The organism is Bradyrhizobium sp. USDA 3311, from assembly GCF_054062495.1.
In genome coordinates, this window is the sequence record NZ_JBSSFI010000001.1 from 4375389 (window position 1) to 4396831 (window position 21443).

Consider the following 21443-nt stretch of genomic DNA (forward strand, 5'->3'; position numbering starts at 1 on the left):
ATTTGTCCGTGACAACGCCGAAAGGCCCGCAGCTCGCGGTGCTGTCGACCGCCGATGAGAAGGTCACGCCTTCGGCGGCGCAGATCCTCCAGCCGGCCGGCTGGCCGGTGCCGAAAGGCTACGCCAACGGCATGGCCGCCGACGGGCGGATCGTCGTCACCGGCGGCGTGATCGGCTGGGATGCCGAAGAGCGTCTCGCGGACGGCTTTGTCGCGCAGGTCCAGCAGGCCCTGAGCAACATTGCCGCGATCCTGACTGAGGCCGGCGCACGCCCTGAGCATCTCGTGCGTCTGACCTGGTACGTTGTCGACATGGACGAATACCTCGCGAACCTGAAGGAGCTCGGCAAGGTCTACCGTGCCGTCTTCGGTGCGCACTATCCGGCAATGGCGCTGCTTCAGGTGGTACGGCTGGTCGAGAAGGCGGCGCGCGTCGAGATCGAGGCCACCGCCGTCATTCCCCGCTGAGCCGCGTTTGCTCCCTCAGCTTGCCTTGTTAGCTCGCTTTGGCGAGGTCGTCGTCCTCGGGCGAGTTTAGATAAACGCCGGACATGGTGTCGACCCAGCACAAATGGTCGTGCACCTTCTTCACGCCCTCGACGTTCTCCGCCGCGACGACCGCGGCCTGCCGTGCGCGTTCTTCGGTGATGACGCCGCTGAGGTGAACGATGCCGTCGCGAACGATGACGTTGAGTCCGAACGGGCACCAATCGTTCTTCTCCATGGTATCGATGATGCGGTTGCGAATATGATCGTCATCGGCCGTCGGATCGGGCACCTCGCGGGCGAGCCCTGCGACAGCCTGCAACAGGTTGGCGCGGGACACGATCCCGACGACCATGTCGCCGCGTACCACCGGCAGGCGCTTCACGTTGTTCCGTTCCATGAGGTCGACGATCTCCGCGAGTGCCGTGTCCTCGGTGATGGTCACGGGCGAGGCGGTCATCACCTCCGAGACCTTGCGGCCGTGCTCGTGGACGAAGTCGCTGGCCGATTTGCCCGGACCGAGGATGAACCGCAACCAGCGCCCCCGCTTGCGCCCGGTGCCGATCTCGCTGCGGCGGATGAAGTCTCCTTCCGAGACGACGCCGACGAGCTTGCCGGTGTCGTCGACCACCGTGAGGCCGCTGACGTGCCGCTTCAGCATGATGTTGGCCGCCTCGACGATGCTGGTATCGGGGGTGACCGAGATGACCGACCGGGTCATGATCTGATGGGCGCGCATGGACGACTCCGCTGGCTTGTCGAATTTCAATGCGCAAAACCTAGCCCGGCTGTCGGGGTGTGGTTTGACTCAGGTCAAGCGATCCAGGCCGTTTCTCCCTGGTTGAGCAATTGTGATCCGTGCCCGGATTTGATGCAGCTCAACACGTATCGGAAGCGTCGCCATATCCTGCTGCCGACATAGACCAGAAGCCCGCAGGATCATTCAGCCATGAGCGTCGTGAAGGTATTTCCACGGGCCGAAGAGCCGCCGGCACAGGCTCTCCCCGCCAATTCGGCTGCCGAAGCCCCTGCGACGATCCCCGAAAGGATCCCTGAGAAGCCGGCCGTCGCCAATTCCCTGCCTGCATCGGAGCCGTACCCTTTCGACCGCGCGTTTCATGCGATGCTGGCGCGGTTCACGGGCGGGATTTCGCCTGTGGCCTTGTCGCTCGCCTGGCTCGACTGGAGCACGCATCTTGCCGCGGCGCCGGAGCGCCGGATGCAGATGTTCCGTAACGGTCTTCGCGATACCGGTATGCTCCTGCAAGCCGTCGCGCACGCGACCTCGCAAAAGCCGTGGTCCGTGATTGAGCCGCAGGGACGCGATCGTCGCTTCAAGGACCCGCAATGGGAGACCGCGCCGTTCAATCTGCTTGCGCAGGCGTTCCTGCTCTCGGAGCGCTGGTGGCACGATGCCACGACCGGCGTGCGTGGCGTGTCGCATGCAAACGAAGCCGTCGTCGAGTTCTCGGTGCGCCAGATGCTCGACATGCTGGCGCCGTCGAATTTCGCGGCCACCAATCCGCAGGTTCTCGAAAAGGCGTTCCAGAGCGGCGGCGAGAATTTTGTGTTCGGTTGGCAGAACTGGTGCAGCGATCTGATGCGGCTGCTCTCTGTCTCGAAGCCGGCGGGTGACGAGCAGTTCGTCGTCGGCAAGACGGTGGCAGCTACGCCCGGCAAGGTCGTCTACCGCAACGATCTGATCGAGCTGATCCAGTATCATCCCACGACCGCGCAAGTGCGACCCGAGCCGATCCTGATCGTGCCGGCCTGGATCATGAAGTATTACATCCTCGATCTGTCGCCGCAAAATTCCCTGGTCCGGTATCTGACCGGTCAAGGCTTCACCGTGTTCGCGATCTCCTGGCGCAATGCGGATGCGAAGGACAGGGATGTTGCCTTCGACGACTATCGCAAGCTGGGAGTGATGGCCGCGCTGGACATGATCGGCCGGATCATGCCCGATCGGAAGACCCATGCGCTCGGCTACTGTCTGGGCGGCACGTTGCTGTCGATCGCCGCGGCGGCCATGGCGCGCGACGGCGATGGCCGTCTCGGCACCATCACGCTCCTTGCCGGCCAGACCGACTTCACCGAGGCCGGCGAATTGACGCTCTTCATCAACGAGAGCCAGGTCGCCTTCCTCGAAGACATGATGTGGCAGCGCGGCTATCTCGACACGACACAGATGGCCGGTGCGTTCCAGCTGCTGCGCTCCAACGAGCTGATCTGGTCGCGGCTGTCGCGTGACTATCTGATGGGCGAGAGTTCGCAGCCGAGCGATCTGATGGCCTGGAACGCCGATGCCACGCGGCTGCCTTATCGCATGCACTCAGAGTACTTGCGCAAGCTGTTCCTCGACAACGATCTGGCCGAAGGCCGCTATCGCGTCGAGGGCAGGAGCGTCTCGCTCTCCGACATTCACGCGCCGATGTTCGTGGTGGGCACGCTCGCCGACCACGTGGCGCCGTGGCGATCCGTCTACAAGATCCACTATCAGGCTGATGCCGACGTAACCTTCCTGTTGACCAACGGCGGCCATAATGCCGGCGTCGTCGCGCCTCCTGACGAGCCCTGGCACACCTATCAGGTCATGACCAAGGCCGCGGATGCGCCGTATGTCGGCCCGGACGAGTGGCTGAAGCTGGCGCCGCGTGTTGAGGGATCGTGGTGGCCGGAATGGGCTCAATGGCTGGCGGCGCGCTCAGGTGAGCCCTGTGATCCACCGTCGATCGGTGTCGGGGGTGCTGACGGTCTGCCCGACGCGCCGGGAGACTACGTCCACAGCTAATCCTTGGGCTCCGCGTTCGGAGCAAGGTCTGACGAGCGGAAGGGCTTGGCCTTGTCCAGTTTCCGGTAGGCCGTAGAGGCGGTTCGCAGCAGCCTCTTTTCCCGCTTGCGGTCGAGGAAGCGAATGCCGGCCTCGGGGCCGGCGCCGTTCAACGACGCTGCCAGCGCTTGCCCGCGCGCATCGTCGTTCAATTGCCCGAGGGACCTCTGTGCCTTGCGCAATTGCTTGAGGATGGACTTCTGCTTCGCCAGGGAATCGTCATCGAACAGGTCCGTAAGCGACTCGATCGAATAGGTCAGCCGCTTGTTGAGAAGCCGCAACCTGTGTCGTTTCTCGACATCGAGCTTGCGCAGCTTCCTGGCCTTCCTGAGCAGCGTCTCTTCCCACTCGGTCAGCCGCGCCGTCGCGTGGTCGGCGAGCGAGCAACGGCGCAACCTGACGGCTTCCTTGCTGCGCCGGGTCGACCAGGGCCCGCTCTCGATCCACGCCGAGGTCTGCTCGACCAGGCGCTTGTAGCGCGCGGATTGCAGCGCGCGCACGAGCAGGCGGTGGCTCTCGGCGCGCTTCTCGTCCCAGTGCTGGAGCTCGGCGATCACGGCGAGCTCGTCGCCACTCTCGGCGACGACCCGCTCGATCGCCACGTCGAGATCCCGCACCAGGCCGAGCTGGCTGTTGAGCCATTTCAGCTCGGCCCAGACGTTCGGCCGCAGCGTGTCGTCCACCATGGGCGAGAAGAAGCGGATGGCGGTGCGCAGATGCGTCAGTGCGATGCGGATCTGGTGCAGCGCGTCGGGATCGCCGCGGCAAGTGCCGTCGTGCTGGGCAAGGACCGCACCGAGGTGGCGGCGGGCGATGATCCGGAACGCCGTATCGCAGGCCATGCCGGGGCTGAGGCGGCCGGGCAGGGCATTGCGCCGCGTCGCCGGCTTGGCGCGCGCGGTCGCGGTCGAACTCGTGGTGGGTTGCGACATCCTTGCCCGCGTCAATCAGATTGCCTTATTTTGCCCTGCGATTGCGTCCCGGCAGCGCTGGAGCGTCTGCTCTTGTGTCCCGGATGCATCGATGGTCGCCCAATCGACATGGCCGATATTATAGTGCTCTTGCTGCGCAGCAACCTCTTGCGTGGCGTCGGAGGCATCGCCGTGGCGGCCGCCGATGCGCGCCTGACGGGTCGCGAGGTCGGCGACGAGGAATAGTCCGCTCAGCGGCACGTTGCATTGGCGGGCCATGGCGGCCAGTTGCTCCCGTTCGGACTCGCTTGCAAAGACGGCATCGACGATCGCGGAATGGCCTTGCGCCAGCACCTGTCGGGCGCTCTGCACCAGGACCTCGTAGACGCGTGCCGTGACCTCGGGCCGGTACGTGGACGTCGGCAGCCGGTGGGTGTGTTCCACCTGAAACAGCTGCTTGCGAATGATGTCGCTGCGCAGCACGACGGCTCCCGGTTGCGGCGCGACGTTGGGTGCCAGCGCGCGGGCGAGGGCGGACTTGCCGGTGCCCGATAGTCCGCCGACCGCAATCAGGCGCGGGGTGGGCGGGTGGATCAGAGCCCGGGCGAGATCGAAGTAGCGGCGCGCCTCGTGAAGAATTCCTGTCCGGTCGGCATCGGGCCGCGTCAGCCGCGCCAGCGCCACCTGGGCGCGGATTGCCGCGCGAATGGACATGAACAGCGGCAGGACCGAGAGCGCATCGAGGTTTTCGGGCGGCGTTGCGGCGAGATACCGGTTCAGGACGATATTGGCTGCGAGCGGTTGACCATGGTGCAGCAGGTCCATCAGCGTGAACGCGAGGTCGTAGAGCACGTCGACAGTTGCGATTCTCGCATCGAACTCGATCGCGTCGAACAGCACCGGCTGGTCGTCGATCGCAACGATATTCGCAAGATGCAGGTCGCCGTGGCAGCGGCGCACGTATCCCTGACGGCCGCGTTCTTCGAGCAGCGGCCGCAGGCGCTGCAATATCGTGTACGAGGCTTCGCCGAGTTGCTCGATCTCTTCGGCTTCGAGATGGTTGCCCTTCCGCAAGCCGTCGCCGTTTCCATCGACGAGGCCGGGGATGGAGGCAACCCATGCCGTGCCGTCGGCGCGAGGTGCCATCGCGTGCGACGCCACGATGGCATCAGCGGCAGCCGAAGCGAGGTTCGCATCCAGCGGGCCGGCCTTCGCCAGATGATCCAGCGTCCGGGTTTCGTCGAAGCGGGACATGTCGACCGCATACTCGACCGGCCGGCCGCGGCCGTCGACCTGCAGCGATCCGTCCGGCTCCTCGGTGATCGCCACGACGCGGTGATAGATCTGCGGCGCCAGCGGCCGGTTGATCCTGATCTCCTCCTCGCAGGCCGTCTTGCGTTTCTCGAGCGTCGAATAGTCGAGGAACGGAAACCGGACAGACCGCTTGATCTTCAGCGCGCGGCTACCGTCGAGAAACACCGACGCGGCATGCGTATCGATCCGTGTCACGCCCGGATGCGCGCAGAGCGCCGTGAAGATCCGTTCCTGGGCAGCCGTTTCGTCTGTCATCGAAGCTGGTATTCCGAGATAAGGTCAGGGTCTGAGCACGGCGGCGCCAAGAATCTGTCCATTCCGCAGCATGTCCAGAACTTCGTTGGCCTGATCGAGCGGGAATGCGGTCGTCTCGGTGCGCACGCCCGCCTGCGGAGCGATCCTGAGAAAATCGAGACCGTCCTGTCGGGTGAGATTGGCAACGGAGATCAGCTGCCGTTCCTGCCAGAGCAGGTCGTACGGAAAGCTCGGAATGTCGCTCATATGGATGCCGGCGCAGACCACGCGGCCACCCTTGCGAACGGAGCGCAGCGCGGCCGGCACGAGCTCGCCGGCGGGGGCGTAGATGATGGCGGCGTCGAGCGGTGTGTCGGGAATTTCGTCCGAGGCGCCCGCCCAGACGGCGCCGAGCCGGCGGGCGAGGTCCTGTGCGGCCAGATCGCCGCGCCGTGTAAACGCGTGGACAGAGCGCCCCTGCCAGACCGCGACTTGCGCGACGATATGGCCGGCGGCGCCGAAGCCGTAGATGCCCAGCCTCTCAGCCTGGCCGGCGAGGACCAGCGAACGCCAGCCGATCAGGCCTGCACACAGCAGAGGGGCGAGAGCCACGTCGTCGCCGGCCTCGCCCAGCGGAAAGGCATAGCGCGCATCGGCGACCACGTGCGTTGCATAGCCGCCGTCCCTTGTATAACCGGTGAAGAGCGGGCGGTCGCAGAGGTTCTCCATGCCCTCCCGGCAAAACCGGCAGTTTCCGCAGGTGAACCCGAGCCAGGGAATGCCGACCCGGTCACCCAGCGCATGCGTTGCGACATCGGGGCCGACGAGATCGATACGGCCGACGATTTCATGGCCAGGTACGATCGGGTAGCGGATGCCGGGCAATTCGGCGTCGACGACGTGAAGATCGGTCCGGCAGACGCCGCAGGCGCTGACTCTCACCCGGATCTGACCTTCGCCGGGGATTGGATCGGGGCGCTCCTCCATCCGCAGCCGTGCTCGCGGGGCAGCCAACACCATCGCACGCATCAGTCTCTCCGGGGCGAACCGCTCCGATCGAACTATCCATAGAATGACAGCGCGGGGCCAGTCCTTGACCTCCCTCAATGCTCGCCTTTGCCCGTCTGGACGGTTCCCCAAGGCTTGTTGAGGATCAAAAGGCTTGATGAGGATCAATGGTGTTGACGAAAGCCGGCCTATTCTGGTGGCAAGGAGAACCCCGATGCCCCTGAAGGACGTTTTTCTGCCGCTTGTCGGCCAGCCGCGCGGACCGGCTGTTGCTGCGATCGAGAAATGCGTGGCAGTCGCCGCCGACCTCGGCGCCAGGATCACCGCGCTCGCGCTCGAGGAAGACGTTTTCGTGCGGCCGATGGTGCTGCTCCCCGATGATCCCGATGCCGCCGTGGCAAAGGGGCCCCTTGGAGCAGACGATGTGCAGCATCTTCTGAATGCCTTCACTGATGCGGCGGCTCGCGCCAACGTTCGGACCCAAAGCCGGTCGGGCAAGGTGCCGGCGGACCAGATTGCGTCGATACTGGCCGAACAGGCGCGTTTCAGCGATCTCACGCTGGTTCCCGTGAAGCCGCACGACAGCCGAACGGAGCACATCATCGAGACGATCCTGTTTGAATCCGGGCGGCCGCTGCTGCTCTGCCCGGAGCAGCATGTGGACGTGCTGCGACCGGAATTCGAGAAAGTCATGATCGCTTGGGATCACTCCGCGCGCGCGGCGCGGGCGGTCGGTGACGCGCTGCCGATCCTTCAGGCTGCGGCCTCGGTCCGCGTGGTGACCGTGGCCGACGACAAGACCGACACGATCGTGCAATCCGGGACCGCCCTCGTCGATCATTTGAGCGAGCACGGTGTCCAGGCCTCGTTCGAGACGGCGAAAGGCGGCGGCAGCTCGATCGGCAAGGTGCTCGGAAGTTGGGCAAATTCCAATGCCATCGATGCGATCGTGATGGGCGCCTATCATCATTCGCGCCTGAACGAGATTGTCTGGGGTGGTGTGACAAAGACTGTCATTGGCCAGCCACCGTGCTGGGTTATGATCTCGCACTAGGCTCGCCGCCAGCTTGCCGGCCTGATCTTTCAACCATCGGAACCGCCACCGACGGGGCGCATTTGCTTTCATGTCCACCTATCGTCTGAAGAACCTGCTGTCGCCGCGTTCGGTTGCGCTTGTCGGGGCGAGCGCTCGTCCGGTTTCCGTGGGGCGCGCCGTTCTGGAGAACATTCGCAAGGCTGAATTCACGGGACAATTCGGCCTCGTCAATCCGCGCCATGCCGAGATCAGCGGCGTTGCCGCAGTGGTGAGCCTTGACAGGCTGGCATTCGTGCCCGAGCTCGTGGTCATCACCGCGCCGGCCCGGGAGGTTCCCGGCATCATCGACCAGGCCGGACGGCGCGGCTCGGCGGGCGCACTGATCGTCACGGCCGGACTCGGCCATGGGCCGGGATCGCTGCAAGAGGCCGTGATCGCCGCGGCTCGCAAATACGGCATGCGGCTGATCGGGCCGAACTGCCTCGGCATCATGATGCCCGGCGTGAGCCTCAATGCCAGTTTTGCCGCGCACATGCCGGGAGCTGGAAATCTCGCGCTGATTTCGCAATCCGGCGCGATCGCCGCCGGCATGGTGGACTGGGCCGCGCAGCGCGGCGTCGGCTTCTCCGGCATCGTCTCGATCGGCGACCAGATCGACGTCGATATTGCCGACCTGCTCGACTATTTCGCGATGGATCACAAGACCCGTGCGATCCTGCTCTATATCGAGGCCATCAAGGACGCGCGTAAATTCATGTCGGCGGCACGCGCCGCGGCGCGTGTGAAGCCGGTTGTCGTGGTGAAGTCCGGCCGCATGGCGCAGGGTGCGAAGGCGGCCGCGACCCACACGGGCGCGCTCGCGGGCGCCGACGCCGTCTATGACGCGGCGTTCCGCCGCGCGGGCGTCCTGCGGGTCTCCGATCTGCGCGAGCTGTTCGACTGCGCCGAGACGCTCGGCCGGGTCGAATCGCCGACCGGAAAGCGCCTCGCCATTCTGACCAATGGCGGCGGCATCGGTGTCCTCGCCGTCGATCGACTGGTCGAGCTTGGCGGAATTCCCGCGTCCATCTCGCCGGATGCCCGCAAGAAACTCGATGACGCGCTGCCGCCGACCTGGTCCGGCGCAAATCCCGTCGACATCGTGGGCGATGCCGATGCAGCGCGCTACGCGGCGGCGCTCGAGGTGCTGCTCGCCGACCCCGACAATGACGCAGTTCTCGTCCTCAACGTGCAGACGGCGATCGCCTCGGCTTCCGACATCGCGAGGACCGTGACGGAGCTCGTCGGCAAATATCGCGAGAAGCACCGCAGTTGGGCAAAGCCGGTGCTTGCCGCCTGGGTCGGGGCCGATCAAGCGATCATTCAGACGCTCTCCGGCGGGGGCATTCCGAACTATCCGACCGAGGACGATGCGGTGCGCGGCTTCATGCATCTGGTCCGGCACCGCGAAGTGGTCGAGGAACTGAGCCAGGTTCCCCCTGCAATGCCCGACACGTTCGTGCCTGACGCCCGGGCGGCCAGGCAGATCGTAGCCGCAGCCATCGCCGATGACCGCAAATGGCTCGAGCCTGTCGAGATCAAGCACCTGCTCGAAGCCTACGACATCGCGATGGTGCCGACCTATGCCGCGGCCGACGTCGAGCAGGCCGTGGCGTACGCGAACGAGATGTTCGCGCAAGGTGCCACCGTCGTGCTGAAGATCATGTCGCGCGACATCGTGCACAAATCAGATGTCGGCGGCGTCGTGCTCAATCTGACGACGCCGGAGGCGGTGCGTGCGGCTGCCTCCGATATTCTCGCCCGGGCAAGGAAGCTGCGGCCCGAGGCCCGTATCGGCGGCGTCATCGTCCAGGCGATGGTCGTCAAGGCGAAGGCGCGCGAGCTGATCCTCGGTCTTGCCGACGATCCCACGTTCGGCACCGTCGTCGTCTTCGGCCGGGGCGGAACGGCGGTGGAGATCATCAATGACAGGGCGCTGGCGCTGCCGCCGCTCGATGTGCAACTCGCCCGCGACTTGATCGACCGCACGCGGGTCTCGCGGCTGCTGCGCGCCTACCGGGACGTGCCGGCCGTCAAGCAGGACGCCGTCGCCATGGTGCTGGTCAAGCTCGCCCAGATGGCGGCCGATATCCCTGGGATCCGCGAATTCGACATCAACCCGCTGCTCGCGGACGAGACCGGTGTGACGGCAGTCGACGCCCGTGTCGCGGTGGGGCCGTCGCAGCGGAAGTTTGCCGGCTCAGGCCCCGCCAATTTCGCCGTTCGCGCCTATCCCTCGCAGTGGGAGCGCCGCCTCAAGCTCAAGGACGATTGGCGCATCTTCGCGCGGCCGTTGCGCCCTGACGACGAGCCGACCATCCACGAGTTCCTGCGTCATGTGACGCCTCACGACCTCCGCCTGCGCTTCTTCGCGCCGATGAAGGAGTTCACCCACGAATTCATCGCGCGCCTGACCCAGCTCGACTACGCGCGCGCGATGGCTTTCATCGCATTCGATGAGGCTACTGGCGAGATGGTCGGCGTGGTCCGGCTCCATTCGGACTCGATCTACGAGAGCGGTGAATACGCGATCCTGCTGCGGTCCGATCTCAAGGGCAGGGGGCTTGGATGGGCCCTGATGCAACTGATCATCGACTATGCGAGATCCGAAGGGCTGAAGGCCATATCGGGCGACGTGCTTCAGGAGAACACCGTGATGCTCGAAATGTGCCGGCAGCTCGGTTTCGAGGTCAAGCCGGATCCGACCGAGCCTGATATCTGCGACGTCCGGCTGAAGCTCTGAGCGCGCCGGCTAAAGCATGATCCGGAAAAGTGCGTGTCGGTTTTCCGAAAAGATCATGCTCAAACAACAACCCAAAGCACGATGACGATTCATCCCAATCTCATCGCGCTTCAGGAGCGCGCTTCGGCCGACGTTGCAGCGGCAGTCTCCTTGGTCGTTTTCCGCAGGCTCTTGACGATGATCGCGATCAGCGGCACCAGCACCGGCACGATCGTGCTCAGCGGATGATGCACCGCGCCCGACACCTGGGTCTGGAGCGCGCGCGCCTCGAGCTGAAGGGCCTCGATGGATGCGCCGTGAATTTCATTGGCGAGCTCGATGTCGCGGCCGGACGGAGCCCGCCCGGCGATGACGAAGAGGACCGCCGCGATGGCAAAATTGACGGCGCCGAGGATGGCCGCTGCCGCAATTGCGCTCCAGATCTGGACCAGCGCGAAATAGGCCGACAGCTCCAGCATCAGGAGCCCGAATGCCGCGATCAATGCCGCAAAGGCGCGCAGGCCGAGGCCTACCAGCAGATGGCGCAGCCTGATGTCTGCGATGATCCTGTCGGTCCGCCACAGCACGCGCAGATGTTTGACGACGTTCTCGGTATTCACCTAGTGTCTCCTCAGCATGAAGCCGACGACGACGCCGAGCGCGAAGGCGGAGGCGAGCGACGTCATCGGGCGCTCCGCGATGAGGCCCTGAAGCTGCTCCTGCTCGTCGCTGACGGTTTCGCCGAGCTCGGCAAGCGCGGCCTTGATCTGATCGGCCAGAGCCTCGGCGCGGTCCTTCGAACTCTCGAACATTTCCTCGCCGGCCGTGCTCAGCAGGCGGGTGACGTCCACCTTCAACGTCCGCAGTTCTTCGCTCATCCTGTCGCTGTCGAACATGGATTTGATGTCTCCATTGAATGGAGCGAACCTAAGACCCGCCGGCGTGACCGCGCTTGATTTGCGTCAAGGGGTGGGCAGGGGCCTGCCCTTGAGACAGGTCAAACCGCCCGCCACACGCTGGCCTAGAAGTGGCGGCTGAATGGGGACCGATTGTCCCGATGAGGTGGAAGCGTGAACTCCGAACCGCTGTTGCTGGCAACGCCGTCTGGCGAGGGGCTGAAATTGCGCCCGCAAGGGTCCTGGACCGCGGCGAATGTGGCGATGCTCGAAACTCTGTCCCGCTCGGTCGGCGCGGATGTCGATCGATCCAGGGCCGTGACGCTGGACATGTCGGGCGTCAGTGCGCTGGATACGCTCGGCGCCTGGGTCCTGGAGAAGCTGTCGCGCAGGGCCGCAACGTCAGGCAGATCGGCCGAATTCGTCGGCGTCGCCGATCATTTCAGCGGTCTGATGGACGAGGTGCGTGAGGTTAACCGCCACACGCCGGCGCCGGCAGCTGCGCCAAATCCGCTTCTGCTCAGGCTCGGCGATCTCGGCAAGTCCACGGTCGGCGCGCGGGAAGACATTACGATCTTCCTGCAAATGCTCGGCGCATTGTTCATGGCCATTTTCGGTGTGCTGCGCCGGCCGCGGTCGCTGCGGCTGACGTCGCTGGTCTACCAGCTCTACCGCATCGGATGGCAGGCGATTCCCATCGTCGCGCTGATCACCTTCCTGATCGGCGCCATTATCGCCCAGCAGGGATTCTTCCATTTCCGCAGGTTCGGTGCTGAGTCCTATACCGTCGATATGGTGGGCATCCTCGTGCTGCGCGAGCTAGGCGTTCTGATCGTCGCCATCATGGTCGCCGGCCGGTCGGGGAGCGCCTACACCGCCGAGCTCGGTTCGATGAAGATGCGCGAGGAGATCGACGCGCTGTCGACGATGGGGCTCGATCCCGTCGGCGTCCTGATCCTGCCGCGTGTTGCGGCGCTGGTCATCGCACTGCCGATTCTCGCCTTCATCGGATCGATTGCCGCGCTCTATGGCGGCGGCCTGGTCGCGCAGTTCTACGGCGACATGGGGCCGGCGATCTACATCGCACGGCTGCATGAGGCCATTTCCGTCACCCATTTCGAGGTGGGCATCCTGAAGGCGCCGTTCATGGCGCTGGTGATCGGGATTGTCGCCTGTAGCGAGGGCTTGCGCGTCAAGGGCAGTGCCGAGTCGCTGGGGCGGCAGACGACGACGTCGGTGGTCAAGTCGATCTTCCTGGTGATCGTGCTCGACGGCCTGTTCGCAATCTTCTTTGCCTCGATCGGGATGTGACGATGGGCGAACCGCAGGAACAGTTCGCGATCCGCGTCCGCGACCTCGTGGTCGGCTTCGGCCGCCAGACGGTGCTCGACCATCTCTCGCTCGACGTTCGCAAGGGCGAGATTCTCGGGCTGGTGGGAGCGTCCGGCGGCGGCAAGTCGGTCTTGATGCGAACCATCATCGGCCTCATCCCGCGCCGAAGCGGTACCATTGAGGTCATGGGGCACGAGATCGGCGGCACGCATGACCGCGGCACGCAAGGCGCGGCCGCGACATGGGGCATCCTCTTCCAGCAGGGCGCGCTGTTCTCCTCGCTGACGGTCCGCCAGAACGTCCAGTTTCCGCTGCGCGAAAATCTCGTCCTGTCGCAGGAGCTGATGGACGAGATCGCGATCGCCAAGCTCGAAATGGTCGGGCTGCGGGCGCAGGACGCCGACAAATATCCGGCGGAGCTGTCCGGCGGCATGACCAAGCGCGTGGCGTTGGCGCGCGCGCTCGCGCTCGATCCGCCGATCCTGTTCCTGGACGAGCCCACCTCCGGCCTCGATCCGATCGCCGCCGGCGATTTCGACGCGCTCATTAAGACGCTGCAAAAGACCCTGGGACTGACCGTGTTCATGGTCACCCATGATCTTGCCAGCCTCACCACGGTCTGCGACCGCGTGGCCGCGCTCGCCGACGGCAAGATCGTTGCGATTGGCCCGATGCGCGACCTGCTGCAATCCGAGCATCCCTGGGTGCGCGCCTATTTCCACGGCAAGCGCTCGCAGATGCTGCAACACGAGATGAGATGAGACATGGAAACCCGCGCTCCCTACGTGCTGATCGGCACCTTCGTGCTGGCCGCGATCCTCGCGGTGTTCGGCTTCATCTATTGGCTGAACAACACCGGCGGCATCGGGCCGCGCACGAACTACCATGTGCAATTCCAGGGACCGGTACCGGGGCTCCTGGTTGGCGCCGGCGTGTTGTTCAACGGCATCCGCGTCGGCGAGGTGGCCCAGCTGGGGCTCGCGCCGGACAATCCGCGCTTCGTCAATGCGACGATTTCGGTTGCCTCCGCCACGCCGGTGCGCGCCGACACCAGGGTCGGGCTCGATTTCCAGGGGCTGACCGGCGTGCCGGTGGTGACACTGGAGGGCGGCATGATCGTCGCCAAATCCGGCGAGCCCCTGACCTTGATCGCCGAGGCCGGCGCCGGCCAGAGCATGACGCAGGCGGCGCGCGATGCGCTGCGACGGGTGGATTCGGTGCTGGAGGACAATTCCGGCCCGCTGAAGGACACCATCGCGAATTTCAAGACGTTCTCCGACGGGCTCGCGCGCAACACCGGCAAGCTCGACGGCATCCTGGCGGGTCTCGAGAAGATGACCGGCGGCGGCGCGCCGGCGCAGAAGATCACCTATGACCTGCGCACGCCGCAGAACCTCGGACCGGCCGCCAAGACGCTTTCTGCGTCGCTGGCCATTCCCGAGCCGACCGCGGTCGCGATGCTCCAGACCCAGCGCATGCTGTTTGCGCCGGTCGGGGATAATCCAGGCTTTGCCGATTTCCTCTGGGCCGACAGCATTCCAAAGCTGGTGCAGGCGCGGCTGATCGACAGCTTCGAGAACTACGACATCGCCCATGCGCCGTTGCGCACGAGCGATCTCGGGCAGGCGGACTACCAACTGCTGATCGACATCAGACGCTTCCGGATTGCCACGGACGGCGAGACAAGGGTCGAGATCGGACTATCGGCGCGGATCGTCGACAAGAACGGCAAGGTGGTCGCGTCCCGCCTCGTCGAGACCAGTGAGAAGCTCGACAAGGTCGAACCGGCCGCTGCGGTCGCAGCGTTCGACGCGGCTTTCGCCCGCATCGCCAAGGAACTGATCGGCTGGACGGTGCTGGCGGTGTGAGGCCGCCTATTCCAGCGTCTTGAGGTAGGATAGGAGGTCGTGGATCTGGTCCGGACTGAGCTCGAAGGCGGGCATGTCGGCGTGGCCCGTGTAGATGCCTTCGGCCAGCGCCTCGCCAAGGGTCGCGATCGGATAATTCCGGTGCAGCGTGCGCAGCGGCGGGGCGATCTTGAGCGGGCTCTCGGAGACGCGGTCGATCGCGTGGCAGCGCGCGCAATTGGCCCGTGCAAAGGCCTTTCCGCGTTGTTCGGCGGTCGGTGCCGCCAGCGCTGGCGTGATCAGAAAGAGGCCAATCAGGCCCTGGCGGAGCGCATGGTGAAGCATGGAAGGCGGGATCCCGTCGAACTCTCGGCGCAGAATAGAGAGAGGAGACCCGCCAGAATTGATCTGGGTCAACCGCGTTTGTGAGGGTGCAGTAAAATGCGGGTGCGTATGGCGGACTCGGCCGGGGGGCGGAGCTGTAGGAGCGGTGGATGAAGCCTTCCGTGGTCATGATTGAACCAAACGGGCATTTCTGCAGCGATTGTGCCATACGCACATCGGCGGTTTGTTCGTCGCTGGATGCGGCCGAGCTCAGGGAATTCGAGCATCTCGGACGCGGTGTCCATTTTTCCTCAGGCGAGACCGTGTTCTCCGAGGAGGACATCACGACCTCGTTCTACAACGTTCTCGAAGGCGTCATGCGGCTGTACAAGCTGCTCCCCGACGGCCGGCGGCAAATCGTCGGCTTCGCCTTGCCCGGCGATTTCCTGGGGATGAATCTGTCCGGCCGCCACAATTTTTCCGCCGATGCAATCGGCGCGGTGACCGTGTGCCAGTTCGCGAAGGCGCCCTTCGGGCGTTTCATCGAGGAGCGGCCGCAACTGCTCAGGCGGATCAACGAGCTGGCCATTCGCGAGTTGAGCCAGGCACGCGACCATATGGTCTTGCTCGGCCGCCGCTCGGCGGACGAGAAGGTTGCGGCTTTTCTGCTTGGCTGGCGCGAGCGGCTGCTCGCGCTCAAGGGGGCGTCCGACACGGTTCCACTTCCGATGAGCCGGCAGGACATCGCCGATTATCTCGGCCTGACCATCGAGACCGTCAGTCGCACCTTTACCAAGCTTGAACGCCACGGAGCGATCGCCATCATTCATGGCGGTATCAGCCTGCTCGACCCGGCTCGCGTCGAGGCCTTGGCCGCGGCCTGACAGGCTTTTCACGATGCTCTCGGATTTTTGATCCCGATCAATGACGGTGGGCGCCGGCCGCAAATAATGCCCCTCAACACCCGGGAGGAGCATGATGCCTATTGACGCGTTGCTGATGACCATTGTCGTCGTGGCGATCTTCGTCACTTTCGCCGCAGCTCTGGCATGGGCGGACCGACAAACCAGCGCGGGCCGGCTCGACCCCGATTCCAAGCGCTGAAGCCCCTGATCGTAAGCCTCCTCTGACGCGCTAAGCGCCGACGCTCGCCCGGCCGGCTCTTGGCTGTCCGGCAGCGCCTCAACGCAATCGCGGCGTGCGGTGCCTGCAACTCTGCATCGACTGGGACGCATTGGCGCATCCTTCGGATGCCGCCCTTGAGCCGGGCGGCGGGCATTTTCGCCGCATTTGCCTTAAAGCGCGCGCATGCTTTCCGGTTGAAATGCCGGGCAACACTGACTACGCAGGAACTCCAGTGCCTCGCAGTCTTAGGAGCCCAGCGGCGTGCCTCAGGACAAGACCGGCGACCCCCGACAATCGGCGGCGAACAAATTATCGGTCCTGCGCAAGCACCCGATCTTCGCGGATCTGGAGCCGGATGCGCTCGATCAGCTCTGCCGCTACGCCAAGCACACCACCGTGAAGCGCGGTGCGACGATCGCCGCCAAGGGCGACCCCGGCAACAACCTGTTCGCGGTGATCTCGGGGACGGTAAAGATATCCTCCTCCTCGCCCGACGGGCGGAATGCCATTCTCAATCTCATCGGTCCCGGAGAAATCTTTGGCGAGATCGCGGTTCTCGACGGTGCGCCGCGTTCGGCGGATGCGACCGCCAACACCAATTGCGAGCTCTACATCATCGATCGCCGCGACTTCCTGCCGTTCGTGAAGAGCCAGCCGGCGCTGGCGATGAAATTCATCGAGCTGCTCTGCGCGCGGCTGCGCTGGACCAGCCAGCAGGTCGAGCAGGTGATCCTGCAAAATCTTCCGGGCCGGCTCGCAAGCGCACTGCTCGGTCTCACCGAAGAGCGCAAGTTCGACTCCGGCAGCGGTACGCTCGCCATCACCCAGCAGGAAATCAGCGAGATGGTGGGGATGACGCGCGAGAGCATCAACAAGCAATTGCGCGCCTGGGCCGGACGCAACTGGGTTCGCCTCGAGCACGGCGCCATCGTCGTGCTCGATACCGATGCGCTGCGCGAGCTCGCCGAAAGCGGCCTCGGCGGCGAGTGATTGCGTTCGCCTAACCGTCGATGATGGCGACCGCGCGGGTCCAGCCCGCGGAGGCGCGTTCGATCTTCACCGGGAAGCATGAGACCGTGAACCCGGCCGGCGGCAATCGATCAAGATTGTGTAGCTTCTCGAGGTGGCAATAGCCGATGTGACGTCCCGCCTTGTGGCCTTCCCAGATCAGGCCGGCGTCTTTTGTTTCGGCATATCTCTTCGCGGTGTAGACGAACGGAGCGTCCCAGCTCCATCCGTCGGTGCCGGTCAGCCGCACGCCGCGCTCGAGCAGATACATGGTGGCCTCGTAACCCATGCCGCAGCCGGAATTGACGTAGTCGGCCTGGCCGAATTTGGCGCCGGCGCTGGTGTTGACGACGACGATCTCCAGCGACGACAGCGTGTGGCCGATGCGCTTGAGCTCCTTCTCGACGTCGGCGGCGGTCACGACATAACCATCGGGCAGGTGCCGGAAGTCGAGCTTCACGCCGGGCTGAAAGCACCATTCGAGCGGCACCTCGTCGATCGTCCATGACCGCTCGCCGCGATTCATGGTCGGGTGGAAGTGCCAGGGCGCATCGAGATGCGTGCCGTTATGCGTCGACAACGAGACCTGCTCGACGGCCCAGCCCTGGCCGTCCGGCAGGTCCTGCGCCTTGAGGCCGTCGAAGAACTGGAGCATGCGCGGCAGGCCCTGCTGGTGATCGATGTAGTGGATCGTCGGGTGATTGCCCGGCGGGTCGGACGTCACGTCGTTTCTGAGCGGCACGGAGATATCGATCAGTGTCCGCGGCATGGGCATTCCCTTCGAGATGGTCCGGTCTGTTTCGGAGCATTTTGTGGGGGCTGCACCGGTGGCGTCAAGTAACGCTCCGGTAAGCCGAGAGCCCGCCTCACGCCCGAAACAATCGGGCCATTTCGGGAAAAGGGAAGCATCTGCCGCTTGCCTTGCCGGGGCGGCACGGCATCGATCGATGCAAGTCCGGCATCGATCGATGCCGGATTTGGCTTGGACTCAGAATGCCGCCCGCCCTAGGGACGACATTGGCGACATCGCGCCGACGCAGCGCGTACGCCGGGAAGGACGACCGTCTCGTCCGAACCTCCAAGCCGCAATCAATAGCGGTCGAGCACAAACCGAGAGGAACATCCATGGACACGACGAGCGTCGTTCGCCCGCATCCGGCATTGGCCGATGGCGAGGCGCGAGGGCAGGGAGCACTTGCCGCGCAGGCCCCCGCCCGAGGCAGCGCGATGAAGGCCGCGCCTTCCGCGCCGGCGATCATGAAGCAGTCAAATCCGCTCGACTCCGCCGTGCAATCCTACCAAGGTGGTGCGTTTGTAACGCTTGACTTTACACCTGAAGTGGAGCGACCCAGGGCGGCGCGCAGCATCTGCCCGACAACGACATAATCAACTCAGGAGGAAGCCCAGATGAAGACACTCACCGGTATCATCGCAGCCGCTGTGCTGGCGGTCTCAGCGCCCTTGGCGACCGCACGCGATTTCCGCTCCGCCGACATCCATCCCGCCGATTATCCGACCGTCGAGGCCGTCAAGTTCATGGGCAAGCAGCTCGCGACCGCGAGCGGCGGCAAGCTCGGCGTGAAGGTGTTTCCCAACGGCGCCCTGGGCTCCGAGAAGGACACCATCGAGCAGCTCAAGATCGGCGCGCTCGACATGATGCGGATCAACGCATCGCCGCTGAACAACTTCGTGCCTGAGACCATCGCGTTGTGCCTGCCCTTCGTCTTCCGCGACACGCAGCACATGCGCACCGTCCTTGACGGGCCGATCGGCGACGAGATACTGGCGGCGATGGAGCCCGCGGGCCTGGTCGGCCTTGCCTATTACGACAGCGGCGCCCGCTCCATCTACACCGTCAAGGCCCCGGTCAAGTCGCTCGCGGACCTCAAGGGCCTGAAGATCCGCGTCCAGCAATCCGACCTGTGGGTCGGCATGATCCAGAGCCTCGGGGCCAACCCGACGCCGATGCCGTATGGCGAGGTCTATACCGCGCTCAAGACGGGTCTGGTGGACGCGGCCGAGAACAACTGGCCTTCCTACGAGTCTTCGCGCCATTTCGAGGCAGCCAAGTTCTATAACATCACCGAGCACTCTCTGGCGCCCGAGGTTCTCGTGATGTCCAAGAAGGTCTGGGACACGCTGAGCAAGGAGGATCAGGCGATGATCCGCAAGGCCGCCAAGGAATCGGTGCCGGTCATGCGCAAGCTCTGGGACGAGCGTGAGCAGGCGTCCCGCAAGACCGTCGAGGCGGCCGGTGTTCAGGTCGTCACGATCGCCAACAAGGCGGAATTCGTCGACGCGATGAAGCCTGTGTACCAGAAGTTCGCCGGCGACGAGAAGCTGCAGAGCCTCGTCAAGCGCATCCAGGATACGAAGTAAGAACACGGCGGATCGGGTCCGGTATCGCCGCCAGGTGACGCCGGGCCCTCGCGAAGGAGACGCGCGATGACAGACCCACACGTCGCAAGCCACGAGCAGGAGGTCGCCGGACGCCCGTCCACCGGCCTGCTGTCGCGGATCAATGCCCCCGTTGCGCGTGTGGGCATGTATCTGTCCGTGACCGGCCTGCTCGTCATCGTCACCATCGTGTTCTACCAGGTGTTCGGACGCTACGTGCTCAACTCCAGCCCGACCTGGACCGAGAACCTTGCGCTGGTCCTGATCCTGTACGTCACGCTGATCGGCGCCGCCGTCGGCGTGCGCGATGCCGGACACATCGGCATGGACAGTCTGCTGGTGATGCTTCCGGATAATGTGCGCGAGAAGATCGAGCTCGTGATCCACGTTCTGGTCGCCCTGTTCGGCGTTGCGATGGCCTACAATGGCTGGATCCTCGGGGCGTCGGTCGGCACCGTGAAGATTCCCAATCTCGGCCTTCCCGAGGTCATCCGCTACGTCCCGCTGATCGCCTCCGGCGTCCTGATCGTGTCCTTTTCAATCGAGCACATCATTGCTCTCCTGCGCGGCGAAGAGGTCGTCCCCTCATGGAACTGATCATCCTCGGCGCCTCCTTCTTCGGCTTCCTGATCCTCGGCGTCCCGGTCGCCTTCGCGATCGGCCTCTCGGCGATCTGCACCATCCTCTACGAGGGCCTGCCGGTTGCCGTCATCTTCCAGCAGATGATGTCGGGGATGAACATATTCTCGTTCCTCGCCATTCCGTTCTTCGTCTTCAGCGGTGAGCTGATGCTGCATGGCGGCGTCGCCGACAAGATCGTGCAGCTCGCCAAGAATCTCGTCGGACACATCCGCGGCGGGCTCGGCATGTCGAACGTGGTCGCCTGCACGCTGTTCGGCGGCGTATCCGGTTCGCCCGTGGCCGACGTGTCGGCGATGGGCGCGGTGATGATCCCGATGATGAAAAAGGAAGGATTCGACACCGACTACGCCGTCAACGTCACCACCCACGCCTCGCTGGTCGGAGCCTTGATGCCGACCAGCCACAACATGATCATCTATGCCCTGGCCGCCGGCGGCAAGGTTTCGATCGGCGCGCTGATCGCCGCAGGCCTTCTGCCGGCGCTCGTGCTGATGGTGTGCATGCTGGTCGCCGCTTACGCGGTCGCGGTGAAGCGCGGCTATCCGGCCGGCAAGTTTCCGGGCTGGTCCGAGGTTTTCCGTTCCTTCGCGGCGGCGCTGCCCGGCCTGCTGATCGTCGGCATCATTCTGGCCGGCATCCTGTCCGGCGTCTTCACGGCAACTGAATCCGCAGCGGTCGCGGTCACCTACACGATCCTGCTGACGTTCTTCATCTACCGCACCATGACCCTGCCGAACTTCCTGCGGGCCGCGGCGAAGGCGGTGAAGACGACGGGCGTGGTGCTGCTGCTGATCGGCGTCTCCACCATGTTCCAGTATCTGATGGGACTCTACGAGGTGGCCGATTTCGCCGGCGACCTGATGAGTAAGGTATCCACGCAGCCCTGGATCATCTTCCTGCTCATCAACGTCATCCTGTTCGTGCTCGGCACGTTCATGGACATGGCGGCGACCATCCTGATCTGCACTCCGATCTTCCTGCCGATCGCGATGAAGGCGGGCATGGATCCCGTGCAGTTCGGCATGCTGATGCTGATCAACTGCGCGCTGGGGCTGAACACTCCGCCGGTCGGAACGACGCAGTTCGTGGGCTGCGCCATCGGCGGCATCTCGGTGGGCGCGGTGATGCGCACCATCCTGCCGTTCTACGCCGCGCTGATCGCAGCGCTGATGTTCGTCACTTACGTTCCCGCATTCTCGCTGTGGCTGCCGCGCCTGCTGATGGGATACAAGGGATAGCTGCCGTGCGCGCGCCGGCACTTGGCCGGCGCACCGCGCTTGCGTAGTTTGCGTC

21 protein-coding genes are annotated in these 21443 nt (G+C 64.6%); 13 read left to right on the forward strand and 8 right to left on the reverse strand.

Annotation, left to right across the window (positions count from 1 at the left end; translation table 11 throughout):
- Nucleotides 1-8: 8 nt before the first annotated feature.
- Nucleotides 9-467 carry a RidA family protein gene (locus ACVWW6_RS20735; RefSeq protein ID WP_370204556.1) on the forward strand — a complete coding sequence of 153 codons (459 nt, stop codon included), beginning with the start codon at nucleotides 9-11 and terminating at the stop codon, nucleotides 465-467.
- A gap of 28 nt (nucleotides 468-495) precedes the next feature.
- Here ACVWW6_RS20735 and ACVWW6_RS20740 read toward each other — a convergent pair whose 3' ends face one another.
- Nucleotides 496-1224: a CBS domain-containing protein gene (locus ACVWW6_RS20740; protein ID WP_060912623.1), complete on the reverse strand. Its 729-nt coding sequence runs from the start codon at nucleotides 1222-1224 to the stop codon at nucleotides 496-498.
- Nucleotides 1225-1434: 210 nt separating this feature from the next.
- Here ACVWW6_RS20740 and ACVWW6_RS20745 point away from each other — a divergent pair, with 210 nt between their 5' ends.
- Nucleotides 1435-3276 (forward strand): PHA/PHB synthase family protein, encoded by a 1842-nt coding sequence (locus ACVWW6_RS20745; protein WP_456681345.1) that lies wholly within the window; start codon nucleotides 1435-1437, stop codon nucleotides 3274-3276.
- On the opposite strand, the gene ACVWW6_RS20750 is transcribed toward ACVWW6_RS20745, so the two are convergent.
- The 3 genes from ACVWW6_RS20750 to ACVWW6_RS20760 are packed head-to-tail and all read right to left on the reverse strand — an operon-like array spanning nucleotide 3273 to nucleotide 6803.
- On the reverse strand, nucleotides 3273-4247 hold the full coding sequence (locus ACVWW6_RS20750) for a CHAD domain-containing protein (RefSeq protein WP_304564204.1): 975 nt from the start codon (nucleotides 4245-4247) through the stop codon (nucleotides 3273-3275). The two genes, ACVWW6_RS20745 and ACVWW6_RS20750, sit on opposite strands and share 4 nt — an antisense overlap.
- A 15-nt stretch (nucleotides 4248-4262) precedes the next feature.
- The gene (locus tag ACVWW6_RS20755; RefSeq protein WP_182869064.1) at nucleotides 4263-5795 is read right to left on the reverse strand and encodes a bifunctional aminoglycoside phosphotransferase/ATP-binding protein; all 1533 of its coding nucleotides are present in this window, start codon (nucleotides 5793-5795) and stop codon (nucleotides 4263-4265) included.
- A gap of 24 nt (nucleotides 5796-5819) precedes the next feature.
- Nucleotides 5820-6803, reverse strand: a complete 984-nt coding sequence (locus tag ACVWW6_RS20760) for a zinc-dependent alcohol dehydrogenase family protein (protein WP_182869062.1) — start codon at nucleotides 6801-6803, stop codon at nucleotides 5820-5822.
- A 193-nt stretch (nucleotides 6804-6996) separates the two neighbouring features.
- On the opposite strand from ACVWW6_RS20760, the gene ACVWW6_RS20765 reads away from it, so the two are divergent.
- Both ACVWW6_RS20765 and ACVWW6_RS20770 read left to right on the forward strand, forming a co-directional pair.
- Entirely contained in the window at nucleotides 6997-7836 is an 840-nt protein-coding gene (locus tag ACVWW6_RS20765) for a universal stress protein (RefSeq protein ID WP_182869060.1), read from the forward strand.
- Between the two features lie 70 nt (nucleotides 7837-7906).
- Complete coding sequence (locus tag ACVWW6_RS20770; protein ID WP_456681346.1) at nucleotides 7907-10600, forward strand: bifunctional acetate--CoA ligase family protein/GNAT family N-acetyltransferase; 2694 nt, start codon at nucleotides 7907-7909, stop codon at nucleotides 10598-10600.
- Between the two features lie 110 nt (nucleotides 10601-10710).
- Here ACVWW6_RS20770 and ACVWW6_RS20775 read toward each other — a convergent pair whose 3' ends face one another.
- Nucleotides 10711-11199, reverse strand: coding sequence for a phage holin family protein (locus ACVWW6_RS20775; RefSeq protein ID WP_028174474.1), 489 nt, complete (start codon nucleotides 11197-11199; stop codon nucleotides 10711-10713).
- The gene (locus ACVWW6_RS20780) at nucleotides 11200-11475 is read right to left on the reverse strand and encodes a hypothetical protein (RefSeq protein ID WP_011088807.1); all 276 of its coding nucleotides are present in this window, start codon (nucleotides 11473-11475) and stop codon (nucleotides 11200-11202) included.
- Nucleotides 11476-11649: 174 nt separating this feature from the next.
- Here ACVWW6_RS20780 and ACVWW6_RS20785 point away from each other — a divergent pair, with 174 nt between their 5' ends.
- The 3 genes from ACVWW6_RS20785 to ACVWW6_RS20795 are packed head-to-tail and all read left to right on the forward strand — an operon-like array spanning nucleotide 11650 to nucleotide 14675.
- On the forward strand, nucleotides 11650-12786 hold the full coding sequence (locus ACVWW6_RS20785) for an ABC transporter permease (protein ID WP_182869056.1): 1137 nt from the start codon (nucleotides 11650-11652) through the stop codon (nucleotides 12784-12786).
- A gap of 2 nt (nucleotides 12787-12788) precedes the next feature.
- Nucleotides 12789-13568, forward strand: a complete 780-nt coding sequence (locus ACVWW6_RS20790; RefSeq protein WP_028174476.1) for an ABC transporter ATP-binding protein — start codon at nucleotides 12789-12791, stop codon at nucleotides 13566-13568.
- Nucleotides 13569-13571: 3 nt separating this feature from the next.
- The gene (locus tag ACVWW6_RS20795; RefSeq protein WP_011088804.1) at nucleotides 13572-14675 is read left to right on the forward strand and encodes an ABC-type transport auxiliary lipoprotein family protein; all 1104 of its coding nucleotides are present in this window, start codon (nucleotides 13572-13574) and stop codon (nucleotides 14673-14675) included.
- A gap of 6 nt (nucleotides 14676-14681) precedes the next feature.
- On the opposite strand, the gene ACVWW6_RS20800 is transcribed toward ACVWW6_RS20795, so the two are convergent.
- Nucleotides 14682-14999, reverse strand: a complete 318-nt coding sequence (locus tag ACVWW6_RS20800) for a c-type cytochrome (protein WP_011088803.1) — start codon at nucleotides 14997-14999, stop codon at nucleotides 14682-14684.
- 149 nt (nucleotides 15000-15148) lie between these two features.
- Here ACVWW6_RS20800 and ACVWW6_RS20805 point away from each other — a divergent pair, with 149 nt between their 5' ends.
- Nucleotides 15149-15862: a helix-turn-helix domain-containing protein gene (locus ACVWW6_RS20805; RefSeq protein WP_456681347.1), complete on the forward strand. Its 714-nt coding sequence runs from the start codon at nucleotides 15149-15151 to the stop codon at nucleotides 15860-15862.
- Between the two features lie 502 nt (nucleotides 15863-16364).
- Nucleotides 16365-17093: a Crp/Fnr family transcriptional regulator gene (locus ACVWW6_RS20810; protein WP_011088801.1), complete on the forward strand. Its 729-nt coding sequence runs from the start codon at nucleotides 16365-16367 to the stop codon at nucleotides 17091-17093.
- A gap of 10 nt (nucleotides 17094-17103) precedes the next feature.
- Here the strand turns inward: ACVWW6_RS20810 and ACVWW6_RS20815 are convergent, their stop codons facing one another.
- Nucleotides 17104-17880 (reverse strand): cyclase family protein, encoded by a 777-nt coding sequence (locus ACVWW6_RS20815; protein WP_182869054.1) that lies wholly within the window; start codon nucleotides 17878-17880, stop codon nucleotides 17104-17106.
- A 356-nt stretch (nucleotides 17881-18236) separates the two neighbouring features.
- On the opposite strand from ACVWW6_RS20815, the gene ACVWW6_RS20820 reads away from it, so the two are divergent.
- The 4 genes from ACVWW6_RS20820 (at nucleotide 18237) to ACVWW6_RS20835 (ending at nucleotide 21388) form a co-directional block, all read left to right on the forward strand.
- On the forward strand, nucleotides 18237-18497 hold the full coding sequence (locus tag ACVWW6_RS20820) for a response regulator (RefSeq protein WP_182869052.1): 261 nt from the start codon (nucleotides 18237-18239) through the stop codon (nucleotides 18495-18497).
- Nucleotides 18498-18518: 21 nt separating this feature from the next.
- Complete coding sequence (locus ACVWW6_RS20825) at nucleotides 18519-19490, forward strand: TRAP transporter substrate-binding protein (protein WP_182869050.1); 972 nt, start codon at nucleotides 18519-18521, stop codon at nucleotides 19488-19490.
- A gap of 66 nt (nucleotides 19491-19556) precedes the next feature.
- Nucleotides 19557-20105, forward strand: coding sequence for a TRAP transporter small permease (locus ACVWW6_RS20830; RefSeq protein WP_182869048.1), 549 nt, complete (start codon nucleotides 19557-19559; stop codon nucleotides 20103-20105).
- The gene (locus tag ACVWW6_RS20835) at nucleotides 20096-21388 is read left to right on the forward strand and encodes a TRAP transporter large permease (RefSeq protein ID WP_011088797.1); all 1293 of its coding nucleotides are present in this window, start codon (nucleotides 20096-20098) and stop codon (nucleotides 21386-21388) included. The genes ACVWW6_RS20830 and ACVWW6_RS20835 overlap by 10 nt, the downstream gene beginning before the upstream one ends.
- The last annotated feature ends 55 nt before the right edge of the window (nucleotides 21389-21443 follow it).